We start from the raw sequence: 21,449 nt of genomic DNA on the forward strand, positions 1-21,449 counted from the left end.
AAAAATGTAAGCAAAGAATAAAATCAGACATTTATAGGGAGAAAAGATTTTGAGCAGTCATTAATCTGACAAAATGGCATCAGAATGTATTGTCAATAAGGAGCAATAAGAACGAGAACTAAATTTATGTGATTTGATAGATAAATGTCTATGCTAAATCTCTAAATTCGCAATTTTACTAATATATACAAGCGACAAACCTAGATTTTAAACATATTAATTGAGAACTAATTGTTAAATTAATTAGCCCGTTAATCAAAAATAAAATAACTAATTAAATACGCAATTACGAGAATAGTTAGGTAACGAATTTATAGTAATGAAGACAATCTGATGGTAAAAGCCTCAGAATAAAATCTCTATCTTTATTCTGATTAGAGATTTGAATTTGGTCATTAGATGTAACTAAATGAATTGACTGAAAGCATTGAAATATCCAGCGTACAGTAGGTTTTGCAGTTGGTTTACCTAACTGATTTCTAATTGTTGATTGATTTTCTCGTAAAGCGGCTCGTATTTGTCTTTGTGCCAGGGTATATACCAGCAAGCATAAACCCATAATCATTGCTAGAGATTCAATTCTCTCAGGGCTTTTGAGAAAGATACTATCTGCAAAAAATAATGGGTCTTTGAGAAAACCAAATCCCCGTTCACATGATTGTTGTGCTTTATATTCCTTTAACATTGAGTCATTGCTGAGTACACTAGACTCTAAAATATTTGTGGCAATTACAAATCTACCTGCACTCTGTACTTCCTTGTTAATTTGATTTTCATTCCTGGATACTGTCCCGAATATTTGGTAGAATTTCTCTGGTTGGTTGTCTTTTTTCTTTGATGTGATTTCACTGACGTTACTCTGCTCAATTTGGTGATATTTAAATTGTTTCGATATTTTTAATAATGCCTTGATAGCATCAGCCTCACAAGCAAATTTATCTTGTGATAACTTTTTCAATTCCTTAACAGCTTTTTCTTCAGCCTTGATAATTTTTTGTGAAAGCTTACGCAGGTCTGATTCTTTTCTCACTTGGCTCTGTACGACCAACCATCTTTGCTCTATGTCCCCGTAAGTTATTTGATTTTCTTTAAATGAATATCCTGATAATTCACTTTCGACAAATTCCGAATCGGCTAAATTCGATCCCGCCGCATTTAAGGCAATTACCAAAAATATTGTATCTAGTCCTTTAATAAAGAGTTTATCCATGACTCTACCCAATTTATCATCGTTTAGGTATTCTGGTTTTACTCCGGCTCCTATCAAATGTTCACAAGCTATTGTTTCAAAAAATTTGGGGAACATATATAGTGGTTGAGATACAAATCCTAACCCATTTAAAATCATGGCTTTGACCGCATGACCAGGGCTGACCTTTTCTCCTTTTTCTTCACCTATTAAATCATTAATGATTTCTACCAACCCAATGGCATCTACCATTCCTGCTACTATGCCTAAATGATCTATATTTTGGATTTGGATTTCTTTTACATTCAACATCACAACAGGATTCTCCATGAATTCTGTTTTGATTTTCTCATTTCTATTTTGGTTAACAATTAATTTTTCTAAACTTTTTCGGGATTTTCGCATTTCTCCTGGAATCCAGGTTTTTACCTGAAAGCTTTGCTCATTGGCAGTTGCTTAGGTTTCTAAGACTAATTCTTATTAAGCCTCTTTCTTCTTAATTTAGTTTAGTTCTTATGTACTACTTTAGCGCTCTTTTCTTGATGTGTGACAGTTGAGGGTGCGGAATGTGGGTTGAAATTAACGCCGTTTATAAATTCTCCTAGTGATCTAAGATAAACTTCTTTACAATCGTGAGCATATTTCATATCTCCAATTCCTCAAGCATTTTTTAACGATTCCCCCTTCAGATAACGTTCCAGTGCATCCGTGACCAACTTATTGAGATTCACCCCCCGTTGTTGGGCAAATAAAGCCGCCTGACGATGAAGTTGGCTACCTACACGCACATGAAAACTTCCCTTAAACGCCTTCTCTGGCTCAATACCTTTTTCCTCACACAAAGCCAAATAATCATCAATTGCTTCCTCAAAACTAGCCCTCAGACTAGCCACATCTTCCCCCTCAAAACTGATTAAACTGCGGATATATTCCGCCTGTCCATAAAAGACTTTATCTTCATCACTATAGTGAATAGAACCGAAATAATCCTTGTATTGCATTATGTCATTTATTACCCATCTTAAATCACCAATTCCTCAAAAAAATTTACCATCACCAAATTCTTGTTGAAAAATAACCTCAATTTGTTCTTGCAGAAGTGGAACTTTATTTTGCACAATGTCCCAAATTATTTCATTTTCTAGACTGAAATAAGCATGAGCTAAAATATCTCTTAAACCTGCTATTTTCCGCCATTCTACCGTAGGATAACGATTTCTAGTTTCCGTCGGTACTTGCTTAATTGCCTCCCCGATAATTTGCAGATTTCGCAGCACAGCATCAAACCTCAACTCATCTTCAAAAAACTGGTCATAGCTGATACCTTCCGTATAACGCAAAACCTTGTCACAACTATTCAAAATATCCTCAAAATACAGTCTGAGATTACGAGACATAGATAGCCTCTGTTTCAATGACATCTCTAATTTGAGGCTTTAACATCTTCTTGCTAACTACATCTACGGGACATCCCAAACTATCCTCCAGAAAAAACTTTAAGTCCATGTAACAGTCAAACGTCACCTTACCGTCAAACTCCACTAATAAATCAATATCACTTTTAGCCGTGGCTTCATCCCTCGCTACAGAACCAAATAAAGCCAGAGATTTTACACCATAACCACGAATTTCTGCCCCATGAGCTTTTAAAAAAGCGATTAATTTTTCTCGTTTCATTTTTTTAATCGTCAACCATTTTTCAGGGAATAAACCAGAAATAATCCTGATATTACATCATGTCATTCATAGCAATTCATCACCATATTTTTCTAACCAAACCTGCAAAGCATTTTCGTCAATTTCCCCAGAAGCTAAACCTTCCATCACTAATACTATTTCCGGTTCTGGTGCATTGAAACTATAAGCATTCAACCCCAAAAAAACATACATTGCCATAAAAGCTGTACGCTTATTACCATCCACAAAGGAATGATTTTGACACAAAGCAAAACCATAAGCCGCCGCCAATTCCCAGAGCGAAACCTCCGACTGAACAGAAAATTTATGCTGAAGACGGGCTAAACTCGCTGCTAACAACACCGAATCTCTTACCCCAGATAAACCGCCATACTGACAAATCAAACCTTCATGGATAGCCAGCACCATCTGTTCTGTCAGCCAAGTTGGTTCATTCACTTAGCGAGTTCCTTCAACGCATGACGAAACTTCTGGCTACCTTCCCGATAAATGGCCATCGCTTTCTCAAACTCAGGATCATAAGGACTAAGCTGGAGTCCATGTTCAGTTTCCGTCACAAATAAAGTATCACCTTCGGAAAGGTTGAGCTTTTCTAACGACTCCTTAGAAAATGTCACCCCTACTGAATTACCAATTTTGCGTAACTTTAAGGTCTGGATCATGAAACTTTCCCTAATGTAATTACGAGTGTAACTACTATCTTAACCTTAAATTCCCAATTCCTCAAAGTTTTTAGCGATCGCACTGGCTAATTCCACCGCTTCCTGATTTAAGTCTTTTAACTCAATTAGGACTTACGCAACTGGCACAGGCGATGCCTGCGGCGGGCTACGCCTACGCTAAATTAAAGTACATTTGTATTATACAAGCGATGCAACTGGCACAAATAGGGAGCGGGCGTAGCCCGGCTACGCGACAATTTAAATTAAACCAAGCACATATTAAATTAAACTAAGCACATAGGAATACTTGGGCGTTTGAGTTGTTGAATTAAATAATTAGACAGCAAATTATGCTTGATTTGATAAACAGTTTGTCCAGTTTGATAGGCTAAATTTTTTAATCTGATCCAAACCAACATTGCACAAGCAATATGATTTCTTTGAAGCCTAGCTTTACGACATTGACAAGATTCAATGCCAGTTAGTTGTTTAATCTCTCGGTGAAACTCCTCAATTTTCCAACGAATTTTACACACCTCTTGTACAACATTCGTGGAACTTTGAGATAAATCGTTAGTGGCGACATAATCCGTTCTGTTGGTAGAAACAGCAACCCGGAATAGTTTCACTTTTTTCTGGGCGGGAAATCCTTTAATTTTTATGATTTTACCACATTCTAATTCTTCTTCGCTCCATTCTAACAATTCAATTCGTTTATATTTTTCTTTACCCAATGTATCATCAACTAACCGATTATTTTTTAAAGGGCAATAATAAACTTTCTCTAGACTATCAATATAAAGCATTAAACTGTGTACCGCATACCACGTGTCCATCAAAACCGTATCAAAGGGTAAAAGCTTTTGATACGGTTTTGCAGCATATCTTTCACATGGTCTATCTTGGTTTTACCATCCACATCAGGATTAAAAATGCGGTAATCTATTACCCAAAATTTTTGCACTTTAGGATTTACATATACACAACTGACTACACCAATTCCTTTGATTATGCCATGTTCGTTCCCACTATATTGGCTCCTCACCATCTCTATTTCTTTAGAATATCTTTTGTCTAAAATGCTATCATCAAATATTATGTAACCATTGGCATCAAGTTCAATTACGTCTTTCACATTTTCCCATAGTAACCTCGGTGTTAACTTTTCTCTCTTCAAATAATAATTAATTGCATCATGGCTAATATGCTCTAAATGCTCTGCTAAATTGGTAATCGTGTAATTAATTTGACTGCTTAACAAGTATTGGCAGTAATTAAGCTTTGTAAAGCTCATGCTGATCACCAAAATTATCTCTTACATCTTCTACCTATTTTCTCATGAATATTTTCATGATTTTTCCCAGAGAGCGACTTTCTATTGCAAAAACAAAGCTTATGGCTAACGCCACGCTACGCTATCGGAATCCCGTTTTATTCATACCTTTGTACTATCAACTAAACTAGTACAAGACGGCGTAAATAAACAGACCATTCAAAATCCCTGAAAAGCCCATTTTATAAGCTTTTTGACTTTTGACTTTTGACTTTTGACTTCCGCCTTGCGGTACTAGGCATCGCCCTGTCCCAGTTGCATCACTTGTATAATACAAATGTACTTTAATTTAGCGTAGGCGTAGCCCGCCGCAGGCATCGCCTGTGCCAATTGCGTAAGTCCTATTGCAGTTGTATGGGAAAAGAGTCAGAATCGCGGATTTTGCGGATTAAAGGATTGCGCGGATTTTTGGATTAAAAATCCGTGAAATCCCTTAATCTATCTAATCCGCGATTCTGACTTATGTGGGATAAAATTAACTATAAAACTAACAATGAAACTAACTATGGAACTAACAAGATTTAATGAAATAGATTTTTTACCTGCCTTAAAAGGTTTTTTTAGTGAGCTAAATGTACCGATTAATTATGTAGATGATAAGCCGACTTCGGTAAAAAATATATTACAGTATACTTATAAGGATAATGAGTCTTTTAGGTTAATTAATGACGTTTATTTTGTTGGATTAGTTGATGATGCAGCTTTTAGAGGGAATCAAAGTTTAGAAATCGCCCAAATTAACTCAGATTATGATGGAATTTTGGTTTTTGGGATAACTTTGAATGATCGCCTAAATGGTTTATTGCCAACGCGATCGCAGTTGGCGGAAATAGCACGGGCTTTTAATCGGGAGTTTTGTTATACGCCTGTTGTCGTGGTGTTTAGGTATGGCGAGTATCTAGCATTTGCGAATACGGAGAGATTGAAATACAAGCGGAATCAGGAAGGGGAGAAAGCTGGGAAAGTAACGCTATTAAGGGATGTGAGTATTAACAATATTCACGCAGCACATGAAAAAATTATTTTTGGGGATAAGAATTTTAAGGGTTTAAAGATTGATACGAGTAAGGTCAATAGTTTTAAAAAGCTGTATGACTATTGGCAAACAGTATTTTCATTACAAGCTTTAAACGACCAGTTTTATGCAGATTTGCAAGACTGGTTTTACTATGCGTCGCAAGAGATCAATCTTCCTTTCAAACCTGACTATGTTCCAGAAAAGGAGAATATCAAAAACTTTTTGGTGCGGTTGCTTGCTCGAACCATGTTTTGCTGGTTTATCAAGGAAAAGGGACTAATTAAGCCTGAAATTTTGGAGCTTAGAGATTGGGATGGTCGGGTTTATCCTTTGGTTAGAGACTTTGAGGATGAGAACTTTTTAGAGTCAAATAGCTATTATCGTGGCGTTTTGCAAAATATCTTTTTTAATTCGTTGAATCAAAAGGAGAAAAAATCGCTCAAAGATTTTAAATGGACAAAGTATTTACATTCAGATTTTCAGGTTGAATGGTTTACAACGATTCCATATTTGAATGGCGGTATTTTTGACAAGTTGGATGAAGATAATGCGAAGGAAAGTATTGAAGATACGGTGATGCGTGTGCCTAACTTTCTGTTTTATGGGATTGAGACAGAAGAGAATGTGGCTAAGGGTAAGGCCAAGAAAATTGAAGTTAGGAAGGTTTACCACAAGGGTTTGAATGAAATTTTTAAATCCTATAAGTTCACTTTGGAAGAGAATACGCCCTATGACGAAGATATTGCTTTAGATCCTGAGTTGTTGGGTTTAGTGTTTGAGAACCTATTGGCAGAACTTGATCCAAATTTGGAAGAGAGTACGATCAAGAGTATCCGTAAGCAGACAGGGAGCTATTACACGCCGCGTAAGGTGATTCAGGAAATGGTGAATGAGAGTTTGTTTATTTAAACGGTAAATTTGAAATATATTCCGTTCGCAATCCCCAAGCACGGAATAACCTCAAAGCCATGCAACTAAACGATGAGGTCTTGTTTTACCACAGCCAAGAAGGAAACAGCATCATGGGTAAAATGAAAGTAATCGTCACTGCCCATCAAGACCCAACCACCAACGATCCTAAATGGTTAAGCGCCACCTTTGAACCAGTGCAAACCTTTGAGAAAGCTATCGTATTAAGCCAGATAAAAGAAACTCCAGAATTAGCAAATATCGGCTTAGTCAAACAGCCTAGACTTGCTGTGATGCCATTAACTAAATCTGAGTTTGAGTTGATTATAAAATTAGCAAAATAAAAAGTCAGAATCGCGGATTATAAGGATTACACAGATTACGTGGATTAGATTATTTGTGATAGCAACAGATGCTAAAATCCGTGAAATCCTTTAATCTGTCTAATCAGTGATGCGGATGAGATTATCTGATACAGTGACAGATAATTAAAATCCGTGAAACCCCTTAATCTGTCTAATCAGTGATGCGGATGAGATTATCTGATACAGTGACAGATAATTAAAATCCGTGAAACCCCTTAATCTGTCTAATCAGTGATGCGGATGAGATTATCTGATACAGTGACAGATAATTAAAATCCGTGAAACCCCTTAATCTGTCTAATCAGTGATGCGGATGAGATTATCTGATACAGTGACAGATAATTAAAATCCGTGAAATCCTTTAATCTGTCTAAATCCGTGATTCAGACCTATGGACTTAAAATACCAAGACATCACCCAAAAAATTATCGGCGCATCCTTTGAAGTCCATAAATTTCTAGGTAACGGCTTTCAAGAAGTAATTTATCAACGCGCCCTTGCCTACGAACTCCATCAAGCAGGATTAACCTTTGCCAGAGAAATTGAACAACAAATCTATTACAAAAACCTACCCGAACCAATTGGTACACGCCGCGCCGATTTTGTGGTTGAAGAAAAAGTATTAGTCGAACTCAAAGCAGTAATCCAACTCGAAGACGTACACCTAGCCCAAGCATTAAACTATCTCAAAGTATATAAACTCGAAGTTGGATTATTGATTAACTTTGGCAGTAAAAGTTTGACATTTAAGAGATTAGTATTAAGTAACAAATAAAAGAGTCAGAATCGCGGATTATATGGATTACGCTGATTACACAGATTTTTTTCATTTGCTAAGATAACCAAAATCTGTGAAATCCTTTAATCCGTAAAATCCGCGATTCTTACCTTGTTTTTAGCTATTCACATTTCACTCAGGCTTACTCAGGAGAAGTTGGAAAGGCGATCGCTCTCAAGATTAGTATAATTCGTTACTCAAAACCAACTTAACTGCTTCCCCACACTTGAGCCGTTCGCCTGTGAGTAGGGAAGCGACACCCTCAGACTAAGGCAGGGTGGAGTAGTTCAAGTAGTATATTCTGCGTTAATTTTCACGTAGTCATAACTTAAATCACAGCCCCAGGCTTTACCAAAACCATGACCATTCCCAACGTTAACGGCAATAATCACAGGATTATCCACACGTTGACCTTTTGTCATCCCATTAGCCACCACAGAGGAATCAGCCGCAATTTGTTTTAAATATGCACTGGCTGCTGCACGGTCAAATGGTACTGGTTGACCATTTTCTAATAATAAGAAATCGCCTAATTTTATTTGCAGGTTGTCTTGTTCAAAATTCACACCTGCACGTCCGGCGGCGGCGGCGATACGTCCCCAATTGGGGTCGCGTCCAAAAATCGCAGATTTAACGAGAGATGAACCAGCAACGGTTTTGGCTATTTGACGGGCGGAAGCTTGATCATAAGCGCCAGTGACTTGCACTTCAATTAAGCAGGTTGCACCTTCGCCATCACGGGCGATCGCCTTAGCTAAATGCTGACATACTGCTGTTAACATCGCCTCTAATTTCTCGGCTTCTGCACCCATTTCGGTAATTGCTGGGGTGCGAGATTGACCATTAGCCAAAGCAATTAAACTGTCATTGGTGCTGGTATCACCATCTACGGTAATGGCATTAAAACTTTGGTCAGCCGCCCTACTTAACATTTGTTGCCACAGATGAGATGAAACTGCTGCATCACAGGTGACAAATGCCAACATAGTAGCCATATTGGGATGAATCATCCCCGAACCTTTGGAAATACCACCAATTCTGACAGGGCGTTGGCGCAGCCCGCCGGAGGCATCGCCTATAGTTGTTTCTAGAGCAATGGATTTTGTTACTAAGTCTGTAGTAATAATTGCCCCGGCGGCGGCATCTGAACCCGTTTCCGAAAGTGCCGCTACTACCTTGGGAATCCCACTGCGTAAGGCATCCATTTTAATCCGTTGACCAATTACACCCGTAGAAGCCAGCAAAATCGATTCCGGGGAAATATTCAACTCCCGCGCTAATATTTCCGCAGTTTCTTCGGTATCACGTAAACCTTGCATCCCTGTGGAAGCGTTTGCTTGTCCAGCATTGCAGAGAATTGCACGAGCGCTGTGTTTTGCTTGCAAGCGTTGACGACAATAATCCACACAGGCGGCTTTTACTTGGCTAGTGGTAAATACACCAGCTGCGATCGCCTCTACATCTGACCAGATCAAAGCCAAATCGGGCAATCCCGAAGGCTTTAGCCCTGCGGTGATTCCCGCAGCCTGATAACCTCTTGGTGCTGTCACACCACCAGATATTTCTTGCCAATCTGCCATTTTTCTTCTCCCCACAACTGTTAGCTGCTTGACTGGCGATTATACCAAGTCTTCACTCACAACTGCCAGATATTCGCCGAGCATGAAATAAGGAGAGCAGCCACATGGGCAGCTCTCCAGATCATCAGGGTGCATCATCTACATAGCACAGCATAGCATTTTTGCCGTGAGGTGTAATACCCATTATTTATTTTTGGGATAAATCTTCTTCAGCCCTCAACGACCCTACCCTTCAAAATATGGCTAAAACCACTTGCTAAGAAACTATTTCAATTATTTTTTATTGCTTAATATAATATTAAATAATATATTAATTCTTTCTGAGCAACACTCTTAAGTATCAACAGTAATATTTATTTCTATTTATAAAGATATATATAGCAATCCGAGTTTATTCACCCAGAGGCTAAGATCCCCGACTTGTTTAAGAAGTCGGGGATCTTAATGTTCGTAACTTATTGAGCATTGCTCAAAAGATATAATTTTTTAACTAATGCTAGTATACAATCATTAGACTAAGTATTTCGTTTTCCAGTATGACATTATCAGTAAAAACCCCAATAAAAAGCCTCAAAGACTACGCTTACCAAGCAATTCAACAACACCTCAAGAAAACCGTAAAATGGGAGAAACAAGTTAAGAAAGATGAAGATCCCGAAGCATTGCATCAAATGCGAGTCGGGATGCGTCGCCTACGAACTGCAATCAGTAGGTTTAATTTAGTATTGGATTTACCGCAGCCAGCCAGTGATAAAAAAATCGGTAAAATTGCTCGTCTTCTAGGCAATCTGAGAGACATAGATGTACTCAAAGAAACTTTAGTAAACCGTTACCAACCACATTTACCTCAAAAAGAACAAAAAGTTCTGCAAACAGCTTTCGATGCTTTAGATAAACAACGCGAAAAGGCATTATTCAAGACACAGACAACATTACAAAGTGAAGCTTACAAATCTCTCAAACAAGCATTAAAAGTTTGGTTAGATAAACCCATTTATCAGCCTTTGGCATCTCTACCCATTCAACAAGTGCTACCAGATTTACTTTTACCTGAAGTGAGTAATTTTTTGTTACATCCAGGGTGGCTAGTGGGAACTGCTGTTGTCGATTCCGAGGTAAAAATTTGCACAAACTGGCAACCAGAAAACATAGAACAAGAATTGACAACTCAAGGGGAAAGCATTCATAATTTAAGGAAACAAGCCAAACGTGTGCGTTACCAAATGGAGTTATTTAGTGACTTATATGGTGAGTCTTACGCGGCTTATGTTGGAGAAGTGAAAAGCATCCAAGACATATTAGGAAATATGCAAGATAGTGTAGTTATGGGTGAGTGGCTTGCAGAGATATTCAAATCAGAAATTGATGCTGATCTGCCAACCCTTGCTACTGTATTAAAGGAAAATCGTTATCAGTTTTGGCAGCAATGGCAACCGTTGCAAGAGCGCTATTTGCAAGCTGAACACCGACACAATTTTCATTTAACAATACTCAACTCCATGCCATTAAATAATCATCTTAGCGGCGAGTAGATAAGCTGATAGGAGCCTCAAGGGATAACACATAAATACTACTTTGGGGAATCTGCACAACACGGGTATTTTCTGGCGAACCTAAGCCAGTGAGGAACCCCACAATGCTGCCCAGCATTGCACCCCGGTCAAACTGTTTTGGATCACCTTGGCTGAAAAAGCCCAAAGTATCCCCACCAATTTGGCTCCAAATTGAACTATTTTCCACAGCTTTATCATTAGCTCGTTTGTAGGTAATAGTAGTACCGGGAATTGTTTGACTCGATGCTTTAATAGAAACAATTCGACCATTAATTACCAAAGATTGAGCGACAATTTTCACACCCCCGTCTGTAGGTTTGAGGTTAATAGTTACAGGGGCATTTTTAGGCACTATAATATTACCTTGATTATCTTCAATAGCATTAGTTAAAGGAACGGTGAGAGGATAAGCCTTGCTTTGCCCAACATCAATAGTCACGGATGCTGGAAATTTGACAATAATTGCTGTATCTTGAGGAATTGTGATATCTTCACTAACTGCTTGGGTTTGAGATTGCCCAGTAGGCTGAGGAGGAACAGGTTGAGCGCTAGCTGGCAATGTGATGAAACCTAACAAATAAATAGAATAGGTAAGGTTGAATAACATTTGCATTTTCATGGTGCGAAGAACTAGCCTCAAATGCTTATTAAATTAAGGATACAGCAACTTATAGTCAAAAAAGATAGGTCTAGATTTATCAATAAGACTTATCATTCTGGACAAAAAGCCTAAATTTCCTGGTTTTTTGGTAGAAGAGTTGCCTTAAATTTGAGTTAGCATAACCTTGGGTGTTTGGAGAAAGGCGATGAGCAAAAAAAAGTTGAGTCAAGTTGGGAACCAACAAGGCAGTTCAGCTGTCGAAATATTTAAGAGTAAAACGATTCGGCTGACAACGCCAGTTTTGGCTATAGCCGGATGGTTGGCAATGATGACTTCAAGTATGGCTGTAACGAACTCTTACGCCAACGATTACCGTGTCTGTACAGCTCGACTGTTGAATTTGGGCATCACAAAACAAGCGGTATCACAAGGATGTGCAAAAGCTCTCCGTCCGAGAGACTTGTCTTCTTGCGTGGTGAAAATTAATCAGCAAACTCAAATTAGTGCCGTCGATGCTCTCTCTTCCTGTGGGCAAGCCCGGAGACCTCAAGATTTATCTACTTGTGTAGCTGGTATTGCCAGCAATGCTCCAGAAGCTGTTCACACCACAGTTTTAAATTATTGTGGCCGTAGTTTGTTGCCTGAGCGTTTCGCTCAGTGTGTTGTGGGTTTAAGTAGTGATACTAGTATTCCACCTACCCAGGCAATGGATACTTGTATCGATGCCAGTGATTCTGTTAGTGGCTTTTCACCTGCATCTGCACCACAAGATCGAGTTTTCACACAATTTAGTCCCTCTTTTGAGGTGACTCCAATGCCAGGGAATGTCAGAAGTCAATAAAATAGCACGTATTTAAATTAATTAATTTTCTCTAGGCTGGGCTTACAGCCCGCCTATTCTTTTGTGTGCAAAAAAAGGCTGATATAACAAAAGTCAGCAGGGGCATATTGCAATATGCCCGGACAAAAGTCAAAAGGTTTTGATTCTGAGCTTTTTCACTGTTCTGTAGGGGATTTCCCTGAATTAAGTTTTCCAACTGACACATCCAACACAACTTTTTTCTCTTTGTTTTCCTTGTTTTCCTTGTTTTCCTTGTCCCGCTATCTTAGGTAATGGGCTATTTTTTTTATTTATCAGTCTCTAAACCCTTTCACGTTCGCGTCTTTGCAGGTTCACAGAACCGGCTTTTTGTGGGGTATGGTCGTTCTATTGACATTTTGCTGTATTAGTACAAGGTGTTAATGGTATAACACCTGAACTATCAGTCTTCTTTTCTACCAAACACCATCTGCAAAATCATGGGAATACCACCGCTTTGGTGATATCTATCTGCCCATTCGCGAACGATTTCATCTAGTTCTGCCATTGCTTGCTCCCATTTTTCTGCGGGAATGTCAAGCTCTTCTAAGGCTCGCATGGTATTTGGTCGCCGTTCTGCCCAATCTTTCATCATCCGGAAATACCGGGCGGTATCTTCTACCATGATGTAAGTCCGCTCTTGATCGTCTGCGGGCGCATAAAAAGGACGGGTAAGGGCGTAAAAGGGCATTCCCCAAGGTGAATCAATGCGGGTTACTGTACCGGAGTAGAGTAGCCGACGCTTGATATGCTCTGCTAAAGCTTCGCTTAAGGGCATTTGATGCTCAGGTGGCAAGACTTCTTGCGATCGCTTGTGCAGAAATTCAATCAGATCCAAAAACTCAAAAGAAGTGGTCAATTGAGCATCAGGCAGATTACTGGGTAGTTTCTGCTCGATTTGTCTTTTTTCTTCACTGGTCAAACTTGTACCAGGTACACGAGATCGTCCTGGTTGCCAAGGAAATTTTTCCATCCAGACATAAGGTAACTGAATTAGATAGCGGGGTTCTTGAGAACCTAGCATCTTCAACAATTTGCCTTCTGTCAGCGCCTGTCTGACTTCCTCAACAATAATTTTTACCCGTTTTGGCTCTAGGTGATGCAAGTGACCGGTCATCCGCAGATTTTGTCCTTGCTCTAGATAGGTCATGTATATCGCACACTTAGCTGCCGTTGCGGCTGCATCTAAGAATGCTCCATGCCTATGCCCACTCGTCCGCATGGCACTAAAAGCCAGATAAAGCATGATCTGATCCATTGCACTGGGGCTAAGACGCTTGATCAGATCTATGTCGTTACTCATATTACAGACAGTTGAATAGCACGTTTACAGATTTATTACTCACACAGAAGTAAGTAGTATACACCCAATTGAAGCCAATGTCTTTAATCCAACCTGATTATCTTTTAACTCCGAGGTGATCGGGAGTCAAACATGATCATTACTCTTGAGCGGGGGGGTCTGACTGCAACAACTGTCTGGTGGCGTTAACAAGAAGTATATCTTTCTAAAAGAATTACTTTTTATTAGGCTTTGAAGAACTGTTGGTTGTGTACAGATTTCCGGCAATGGTTGGGAGTTATTTAGGAGTAGGTAACCTACTGAAATCAGGAACATTGGCGGGTTTAGCCAGAATTTGTAAACCAATATATTGCTTACAACTTCCGGGAATTTTTTGGCAGTATAGGCAGTTGACTGGAGGGACAATTATCTACCTGAAATAAGGCGGATAATTTCAAGTTCAAAATACCTTTTATTTTCTTACAATATGATATTCTATTTTTGCTCGTTTTTTTATTAATTTTCTATAAAGTAAACTGTTGGCAATAATTCCATGATTACCATGTAAATTCTTAATATGCAACTATTTATTAAGATTCTCTGATGTTGCACCAAAGACTATAAGTTCAAGTTTAATTAGTTCTTTGGTCTTGACAGGATGGCAAAGAAACTTTTGATGCATATGAAACTGCTTTACTCTTAAGTTTTATCGTTTATGGGTATACTGTCAAGTGGTATGATCACTCAATAATTCAGGTGAAGCAAGACATAGCTAAAAGTTAAAGTTCAAAGACTATAGCAATCCGATTTAATTGTGTGAATGTACAGGCGTGGTCAAGTCGCTCTGCTCCTTGGCAAAATTCCCCAATGGTGATTTAATTTTCCGAGCGAGAAGGTTTAACCTGAGTTCGCATTTTCTCAAAGCTGTAAGCCGCTACCCCAAAACTTACGAACACTACTCCCATAACTTGCGCCACTTCCAAGGTTTCCTGAAGTATCAAACCAGCAAAAACTACGGTTAAGATGGGGACTCCTGCGCCGATAATCGCCGAGGGTAACGCACCTAATTTGCGAATCCCAACGTTGTTCAGCACATAGCCTACTAGGGTGAGAACACCCAAAATAAAAGCACTCAAAATCAGTTCGAGCCAATTCGACTGCTGAACAGCAAAACTCAAATTGCTTGGTAAGGGAAGCATCAAACAGATAAAACTCAACACCAGCATGGTGGTAAAGTTAATTACCGTAAAAGAGACGGGATGCAGTTTAGTAGCACATACCCGCGTCAAAATCACGTAGCAAGCAAAAGCTACGCCAGCGAAGATGGCTGTGCTGCTTCCCAGGGAGAAATTAGCCAAACCAAGGCTTGCAGAACCGCCTAAAACCAGTAATTCGCCGCAGAAAATAGCACCCATAGCAGCAGAGCGGAATCCATTAGGGCGATCGCGAAACAGTAACCACGAGAGAAGTCCGCTCATCATGGGGTAGACAAAGAACAAAGCGATCGCCATTCCAGTTGCTACCTGACCAATAGCAACATAGATCAGCACCTGAGATAAAAACAAAAAGCAACCACTGGCGATAGACAACTGTAAAATTCTTTGTTTCTTGACACTACTATTGGGAGTAGAACTACCACCTAATGATTTCAAAATATTTTGCATATCTTGCCATACTTGTGGATGCATCATGGGAGCCAAGAGTAACATTAGTGGCACAACCACGAGCAACCGAAGCATTAAAATTAACAGGATATTACCCAGTGTGGGCGAAATAATTCCCTCTATCTCTAAAACTCCAAAATTGTCGTAAGCTTTAAAAAACATCCCCTTGATGACTATGTTATACAGCGATGATACAACCGTTGACAACACAACCAGCAAGAAACCTATCTGGATGGGCGAAAAGGTTCGGGAGCTAGGTGAATGTGATGATGCAAGTTTTGCTTTTTCCTTGGTTGCTGGTTGAGAAGTTAGGGGTTTAGTCTTGCGTTCCAAGGATTCCCTGTTGATAACAGAAATGGGTTCGGGAGCATTTCCCGACTTTGGTGGGGATTTGGTTTCACCTTCAGAAAATTCCCTGTTGATAACAGAAATGGGTTCGGGAGCATTTCCCGACTTTGGTGGGGATTTGGTTTCACCTTCAGAAAATTCACTGCTGATAACCGAAATGGGTTCGGGAGCATTTCCCGACTTTGGTGGGGATTTGGTTTCACCTTCAGAAAATTCACTGCTGATAACCGAAATTGGTTCCTTAGCATTTCCCGATGCTGGTGGGGATTTGGTTTCACCTCCAGAAAATTCACTGCTGATAACCGAAATTGGTTCGGGAGCATTTCCCGGTGCTGGTGGGGATTTGGTTTCAGCTTCAGAAAATTCACTGCTGATAACCGAAATTGGTTCGGGAGCATTTCCCGGTGCTGGTGGGGATTTGGTTTCACCTTCAGAAAATTCCCTGTTGATAACAGAAATTGGTTCGGGAGCATTTCCTTGATCGGATGAGAATTTAGTTTCGCGTTCAAAAGATTCCCTGCTGGGTAATGAACTGGGTTGACTTACTTTTCCTGGCTCTAGTGGGGATTTCGTCTCGCTTTCAAAGCCACTACCGATGACTGAAATTGGTTCAGTGGCTATTGACCGTATTTTCTCGGAGGATAACCCTCCTGTAAAAGGAGCAGTATTGTTGCTTTCAGATACGTCTCCAGTAGTTTCTCCAGTAGTTGTAGAACTTGGCTCGGTGGTGCTGGTCTTGATGACTCCTGATTGTAAATGTGTCTGAGAGGAACGGGGCGGTTGTTGCTCCGTAGGTGGCAAAATAGTAGATGGTGGTGCTGTGACTATTGCTGGTGAAATTTCTTTTGTTGTTTTTTCTAGTTCACCGCGTAGATGATTAATAAATTCCTCTACAATTGCTTCCCCCTGCTGCTGTTGGCTCTGCATCCGAGACAACTGTTGGGAAAGATTATTTTGATAATTCTTCAGTTCCTGTTGTAAAGAGTTAAAGGTAATGGTCAGAGTATCATCCAAACTACCAAGCATTTGTTCAGCATTGTGATTTTTATCCCCTGCTGACTTCATAGCAGAGCGTTCCTGGGAATTACCTTCTGCTGATTTGCTGGCTAAACTTGCTAGTGATGATTGCAGTTGGGAAGATATATGCTTGGCTAAGGCTTCTGACAGCTGACGAATCAACACTTGCTGTTCAGTGATTTGTCGTACCTGTTGTAAGTGTTCCTTTTCCTCTAGCAACTGTTGGATTTCGTCAGATAAACGAGTTTTATCCGCCTGAAGCCGTTTTATTTCTTCTTGTAAGGATCTCAGCACATTTTGCTGGAGACTTTCTAAATCCTCCACTACAGCCCATAAAGCTGTCTCTGCTGCTCTGGATAGATCGCCTCTGACTCGCGGGTTGTCTGGTCGCTTCTCAAATCGCCCCATTAGCTTTTAACCTCTAACACCTGGAAGATAAAGCTGCTTTGTGTAAACTTGCTTGGCACTCATACAGATTTCCTGTATTTTGTCAGATAAGCGGAAAACTTTGGCAGGAATTGCGTACATAAATGTAATTTTGTCATGCTGAGTACAAGGTTGGCAAAGTATCTAATTTATTTGCATAACAGCCCTACTATACTGTCTGATCTTCAGCATCACAGAACTGTCTGCCTTGAGACGTATTTAAATTAACGGTTCTCTGGTGAGAGTGGATGAGGAAAAAAACATCATACCTAATATCAATACTGTTTTTTTAATAGCAGCAGTATTTATCAAAAGCTTATAAATACGTTTATTGCCACAACAGGATTATCAAAGTTATGGGCTTGTATGTCAATTTTTGGAGAATGTAGCTTGTGTGACAGTTTACATTCTTAATAGGTATTAAACTAATGTTCCGCAGAAATTTCAAGTATGACTATCCCCTGTCAACTATTTTAATGAATTAACTGCTATTCTGCAAAAACAGACTCTGGTTTTGGTCGAGTAGTAGTCTGATTTTCAGAGAACAGCTATAGAAATATGAATTTATTAGGATACATAAAGAATAAATTTTAGAGGAATAAAATTCTGGCTGTGCTAAAGATGGTAGCGCTGAGGATTGCACTCACGGGAAGTGTAATCAGCCATGCAAGCCCAATACCTTGTAGAGTTTGAAATTTAATTGATTTGAAATTTTGCACCAGTCCAACACCGACGACACCACCAACAAGAGCATGGGAGGTGGAGACAGGTAAACCTAACCGGGAGGCTAGGAGGATGGTGGTGGCGGTTGCAAGTTCGGCACAGAATCCACTACTAGGTTGTAAAGAAATGATGTTTTCGCCAATGGTGGCGATCACTTTTTTACCCCAGACGGCTAAACCAGCGACAATACCAGCACCACCAAGGATTAAAATCCAGATGGGGATAGTAATGCCATTGATCGGTACGCTACCAGTGTAATTAGTATAGACGATCGCAGCTAAAGGAGCGATCGCATTACCAACGTCGTTAGAACCATGAGCAAAGGCGACAAAGCAAGCACTGAGAACTTGAAACCGACCGAATAGGCGTTCAATGGGAGTGGGGAGTGGGGAGTGGGGAGTGGGGAGTATTTGCTCTTTGTCTGCTGTATTCTCTACTTGTTCTAACTGTCGCCAACTAATGACTGTGAGTGCAATGGCTGCAACTGCACCTGTGAACAGGGGAATGTCATAATTAGGTAAGTTTAAACCAATGCGGTGATTCAAGTAATTGGTGAGGGGTTGCGTTAAGGAAGGTAGGACAATTACACCAAATATTCCTAGCAGAATTACACTCAGCCAAGGAATCCATTGTTGTAGTTGTGCGACTTGATTTGGTTGATCTAAAATCCAGTGCTTGATTTGACTGTAGAATAAAGCGGCGATCGCACTACTAATAATCGGCGTACAAATCCAGCCAATGGTGACTAAGCCAATGGATGACCAATTAATTGCATCTACTCCCACCGCTACCCAACTAAATCCAGCGATCGCACCGACAACTGCATGAGATGATGCTACAGGTAAACCGCGCGAGGTGGCGATTTGCAACCATAACCCACAGGTAATTAACACTGCTACCATACCAGTTACGTAAATTTCTGGTGTAGCAGCGAATAAAATCGGATTGGCGATTTTCGTAGCTAAGGTTTGGGATACTTCCTCCCCAAATAATACCGCACCCGTAAACTCTAAAATCCCAGCAATAATTATCGCCTGTTTCAGGGTGATAGCTTTGGAACCTACAGAGGTTCCCATTGAGTTAGCGACATCGTTAGCGCCGAGATTCCAGGCGACGTAAAAGGCTAGTAGGGCGACTAAAATTAATGTTATGGACATTGAGCGGGGGGGTAGATGGAAAGAAAATAGCGGTTCTCAGATAAATCAAAAGCAAGGGCTTATCGTAAAATATCGAGAAGCGCTATAAATATTTTCTACTGTTATCTTGTTTGCCCGGATTACGGATAAATTAAAATTTTATATGTTGTGGGATTTGGTGCGATCGCTTGGGCTACAGCTGCTGATAAGTTTTCTAATGGATAGCGATCGCTAATCAAGGCTTGAACATCGATACTGCGATTAAACACAATCTCCGCCGAGAGACCCTGAAGCCGATAGGATGAACTGTAACTACCCATCAAATCAATTTCCCGACGATAAAGAATATTGGGATTAATGGGAATTTCCACTTCATCGGGGAATTCCGCGAAAAACAGTATTTTACCACCTTTGCGGGTACATTCCAGAGCTTGAAAAAAAGCTTTATCACTGGGAACAGCTAGCAGCGTGACATCAACACCCATTCCCCCAGTCAAGGCTTGAATTTTGGCAGATAAATCAGGATCACGCGCATCAAAAGCCGCATCTGCACCGACATTCAAGGCTTTCTCTACTCTCGATGGTAGTAAATCAGTGGCGATCGCTTTCGCCCCAAAATGCTTGACTAACATCACAAACATTAAGCCAATTGGTCCCGCACCAGTCACCAAAACAGTTTGTCCGGGGGCTATTTGAGCTTTTTTCACGGCTTTGAGACAGCAGTTAGTTGGTTCCACAAAACTCGCCTCTTCAAAGCTAATATGATCAGGGATAGGAATTAACCCCCCATTCTGGACAATATGTCCGGGAACCTTGACATACTCAGCAAAACCGCCACCACTAGCATTAAAACCGGCTGTGGTCGAGATATTTTTATAGACATCGCACATCGAGAAATTATCATTCATGCAGTAAGCGCAACGCATACAAGGAATGTGGTGCATTACCGCCACCCGTTGTCCCACTTGCCAAGATTGTACTTCAGAACCGATGGCTGCGATCGTTCCCGCCGTTTCATGTCCAAATATGCGTGGTGGTTCATACAGAGGATAACGAATTTTTTTAATATCTGACTGACATAATCCCACAACTCCCACCTGTACCAGCACTTCATCTGCTTCCAGGGTCGGAACTGGGATTTCTTCGTAAGACAGTTGATTAACGCCTCTAAATACCTGTGCTTTCACTTTGGTTTTTCCCCACTCATTGTTATTAGATGTAACATTTAGCGGGTAAGCTTAGGTTAAGAGGTTTGAGATTTAATGTTGCTTGCAAATGTTGGTACTTCTCTACTGAGTAATTCTAGAAGATTCTCAAAACTCATCGGTGGCTTTTGCAAACCTTGAGACTGTCGCTGTAATACCTCAATTACTTGTTGCGGATAGAGGTTGTATAGTTCAGTTAGAAATTCATCTGGAGATTGGGCGATAATTTGCCAAGGAGCTAAATCGTGATCTTGAAAGTGCTTTAGATTTGACGTAACAATTATATCAGCCTTAGCCGATACAGCAGTAGCTAGAACATGGCGATCGCCTGGGTGATTTGTCATCACTTCAACCAAAGCAGATGGAACTTCAACCATAGCTTCTGGAAAGTGGACTTTTATTTGTGTCTCAAGGTTCTTGGCTTTTTCTGGTTGCATCTTACCTGTGAGTACAAGATTACGAGTTGCACCATCCAAAATTTCTTGTGACCAACAGGGTATGTATAAACCACCCCAAGCGCAACGAAGCAAAGTATCGCGCAAGTACATGGGAAACAAAACACAAGAGTCTAATACCACCAATCGCCTAGCCACTTTCAAGGTTTAATGACTCCTATTCATAAAATCCTGCTTCTTGACTCATTTGAGTTAGCTCGGTCAAAAATTTATCACGTTGTATATCCCGTTGTTCCTTATATTTCATCAAATCTTCAAATCTCACCCGTCTATGAGTTCCTACCATAATGTACGGAAGCTCACCCTGCTCTAATAATTTAATTAAATAGGGACGTGAGACATTCAACAATTCAGCCGCTTGTTGTGTTGTGATTTCCGGATTATGCGTAACTATAGATACGTTTTGACCTAATGCCATTGCCTGTAAAACTTGGAGTAATACCTGACAGACCGAATCAGGAATCATAATTTCTTCTTGATTACTACCTATCAGTTTTGCTTGGGAACCTTCACTTCTGAGTATGCGCTCCAGTTCCTTGATAGATTGTGCTTCTTGTTCTTGAGGCGTTACAGACTCTGAAAGTACACGTCTAGACATAGTGGTTATTTGTTCCTTTCTTACGTCGTTAGATACTATTTACAATCTTA

The 21,449-nt window shown here is 40.1% G+C and carries 19 protein-coding genes and 1 pseudogene; 5 read left to right on the forward strand and 15 right to left on the reverse strand.

Going from position 1 to position 21,449, the window contains the following annotated elements:
• Positions 1-298: 298 nt before the first annotated feature.
• The 7 genes and pseudogenes from NSP_RS07495 to NSP_RS24705 form a co-directional block, all read right to left on the reverse strand.
• Positions 299-1,504 carry an IS1634 family transposase gene (locus NSP_RS07495; RefSeq protein ID WP_086000857.1) on the reverse strand — a complete coding sequence of 402 codons (1,206 nt, stop codon included), beginning with the start codon at positions 1,502-1,504 and terminating at the stop codon, positions 299-301.
• A 344-nt stretch (positions 1,505-1,848) separates the two neighbouring features.
• Positions 1,849-2,190 carry a type II toxin-antitoxin system HicB family antitoxin gene (locus NSP_RS07500; RefSeq protein ID WP_006195961.1) on the reverse strand — a complete coding sequence of 114 codons (342 nt, stop codon included), beginning with the start codon at positions 2,188-2,190 and terminating at the stop codon, positions 1,849-1,851.
• Between the two features lie 36 nt (positions 2,191-2,226).
• Positions 2,227-2,586: a HepT-like ribonuclease domain-containing protein gene (locus tag NSP_RS07505; protein ID WP_006195960.1), complete on the reverse strand. Its 360-nt coding sequence runs from the start codon at positions 2,584-2,586 to the stop codon at positions 2,227-2,229.
• Positions 2,576-2,866 (reverse strand): nucleotidyltransferase family protein, encoded by a 291-nt coding sequence (locus NSP_RS07510; RefSeq protein ID WP_006195959.1) that lies wholly within the window; start codon positions 2,864-2,866, stop codon positions 2,576-2,578. The genes NSP_RS07505 and NSP_RS07510 overlap by 11 nt, the downstream gene beginning before the upstream one ends.
• A gap of 66 nt (positions 2,867-2,932) precedes the next feature.
• Complete coding sequence (locus NSP_RS07515; RefSeq protein WP_006195958.1) at positions 2,933-3,325, reverse strand: type II toxin-antitoxin system death-on-curing family toxin; 393 nt, start codon at positions 3,323-3,325, stop codon at positions 2,933-2,935.
• On the reverse strand, positions 3,322-3,549 hold the full coding sequence (locus NSP_RS07520; protein WP_006195957.1) for an AbrB/MazE/SpoVT family DNA-binding domain-containing protein: 228 nt from the start codon (positions 3,547-3,549) through the stop codon (positions 3,322-3,324). Before NSP_RS07520 ends, NSP_RS07515 begins: the two co-directional genes overlap by 4 nt.
• Positions 3,550-3,833: 284 nt before the next feature.
• Positions 3,834-4,843: pseudogene (locus NSP_RS24705) on the reverse strand (IS701 family transposase).
• A 532-nt stretch (positions 4,844-5,375) separates the two neighbouring features.
• On the opposite strand from NSP_RS24705, the gene NSP_RS07535 reads away from it, so the two are divergent.
• From NSP_RS07535 to NSP_RS07545, 3 genes are all read left to right on the forward strand, one after another.
• A complete protein-coding gene (locus tag NSP_RS07535) occupies positions 5,376-6,809 on the forward strand; it encodes a hypothetical protein (protein WP_017803950.1) in 1,434 nt (477 codons plus the stop codon).
• Between the two features lie 14 nt (positions 6,810-6,823).
• On the forward strand, positions 6,824-7,153 hold the full coding sequence (locus NSP_RS07540; protein ID WP_269454135.1) for an EVE domain-containing protein: 330 nt from the start codon (positions 6,824-6,826) through the stop codon (positions 7,151-7,153).
• Positions 7,154-7,565: 412 nt separating this feature from the next.
• Positions 7,566-7,949: a GxxExxY protein gene (locus tag NSP_RS07545; protein ID WP_006199266.1), complete on the forward strand. Its 384-nt coding sequence runs from the start codon at positions 7,566-7,568 to the stop codon at positions 7,947-7,949.
• A gap of 290 nt (positions 7,950-8,239) precedes the next feature.
• Here NSP_RS07545 and argJ read toward each other — a convergent pair whose 3' ends face one another.
• Positions 8,240-9,532 (reverse strand): bifunctional ornithine acetyltransferase/N-acetylglutamate synthase, encoded by a 1,293-nt coding sequence (argJ, locus tag NSP_RS07550; RefSeq protein ID WP_017803951.1) that lies wholly within the window; start codon positions 9,530-9,532, stop codon positions 8,240-8,242.
• A gap of 536 nt (positions 9,533-10,068) precedes the next feature.
• Between argJ and NSP_RS07555 the strand changes: the two genes are divergently transcribed.
• Positions 10,069-11,064, forward strand: a complete 996-nt coding sequence (locus NSP_RS07555; protein ID WP_006199271.1) for a CHAD domain-containing protein — start codon at positions 10,069-10,071, stop codon at positions 11,062-11,064.
• Here the strand turns inward: NSP_RS07555 and NSP_RS07560 are convergent.
• A complete protein-coding gene (locus NSP_RS07560) occupies positions 11,051-11,704 on the reverse strand; it encodes a hypothetical protein (protein WP_017803952.1) in 654 nt (217 codons plus the stop codon). The two genes, NSP_RS07555 and NSP_RS07560, sit on opposite strands and share 14 nt — an antisense overlap.
• 187 nt (positions 11,705-11,891) lie before the next feature.
• Between NSP_RS07560 and NSP_RS07565 the strand changes: the two genes are divergently transcribed.
• A complete protein-coding gene (locus NSP_RS07565) occupies positions 11,892-12,527 on the forward strand; it encodes a hypothetical protein (protein ID WP_006197566.1) in 636 nt (211 codons plus the stop codon).
• A gap of 421 nt (positions 12,528-12,948) precedes the next feature.
• Here NSP_RS07565 and hetR read toward each other — a convergent pair whose 3' ends face one another.
• The 6 genes from hetR to NSP_RS07595 all read right to left on the reverse strand — a co-directional run bounded on the left by hetR (position 12,949) and on the right by NSP_RS07595 (position 21,399).
• Entirely contained in the window at positions 12,949-13,848 is a 900-nt protein-coding gene (gene hetR / locus NSP_RS07570; protein WP_006197564.1) for a heterocyst differentiation master regulator HetR, read from the reverse strand.
• 854 nt (positions 13,849-14,702) lie between these two features.
• Complete coding sequence (locus NSP_RS07575) at positions 14,703-17,264, reverse strand: EamA family transporter (RefSeq protein ID WP_006197562.1); 2,562 nt, start codon at positions 17,262-17,264, stop codon at positions 14,703-14,705.
• A gap of 608 nt (positions 17,265-17,872) precedes the next feature.
• On the reverse strand, positions 17,873-19,162 hold the full coding sequence (locus NSP_RS07580; RefSeq protein ID WP_006197561.1) for an inorganic phosphate transporter: 1,290 nt from the start codon (positions 19,160-19,162) through the stop codon (positions 17,873-17,875).
• Between the two features lie 119 nt (positions 19,163-19,281).
• The gene (locus tag NSP_RS07585) at positions 19,282-20,328 is read right to left on the reverse strand and encodes a zinc-dependent dehydrogenase (RefSeq protein WP_006197560.1); all 1,047 of its coding nucleotides are present in this window, start codon (positions 20,326-20,328) and stop codon (positions 19,282-19,284) included.
• Between the two features lie 56 nt (positions 20,329-20,384).
• On the reverse strand, positions 20,385-20,939 hold the full coding sequence (locus NSP_RS07590; protein WP_231859590.1) for a PIN domain-containing protein: 555 nt from the start codon (positions 20,937-20,939) through the stop codon (positions 20,385-20,387).
• A 19-nt stretch (positions 20,940-20,958) separates the two neighbouring features.
• A complete protein-coding gene (locus NSP_RS07595) occupies positions 20,959-21,399 on the reverse strand; it encodes a helix-turn-helix domain-containing protein (RefSeq protein WP_006197558.1) in 441 nt (146 codons plus the stop codon).
• Positions 21,400-21,449 lie beyond the last annotated feature (50 nt).

Origin of the sequence: Nodularia spumigena CCY9414 (genome assembly GCF_000340565.2) — a bacterium.
Taxonomy (GTDB): Bacteria; Cyanobacteriota; Cyanobacteriia; order Cyanobacteriales; family Nostocaceae; genus Nodularia; species Nodularia spumigena.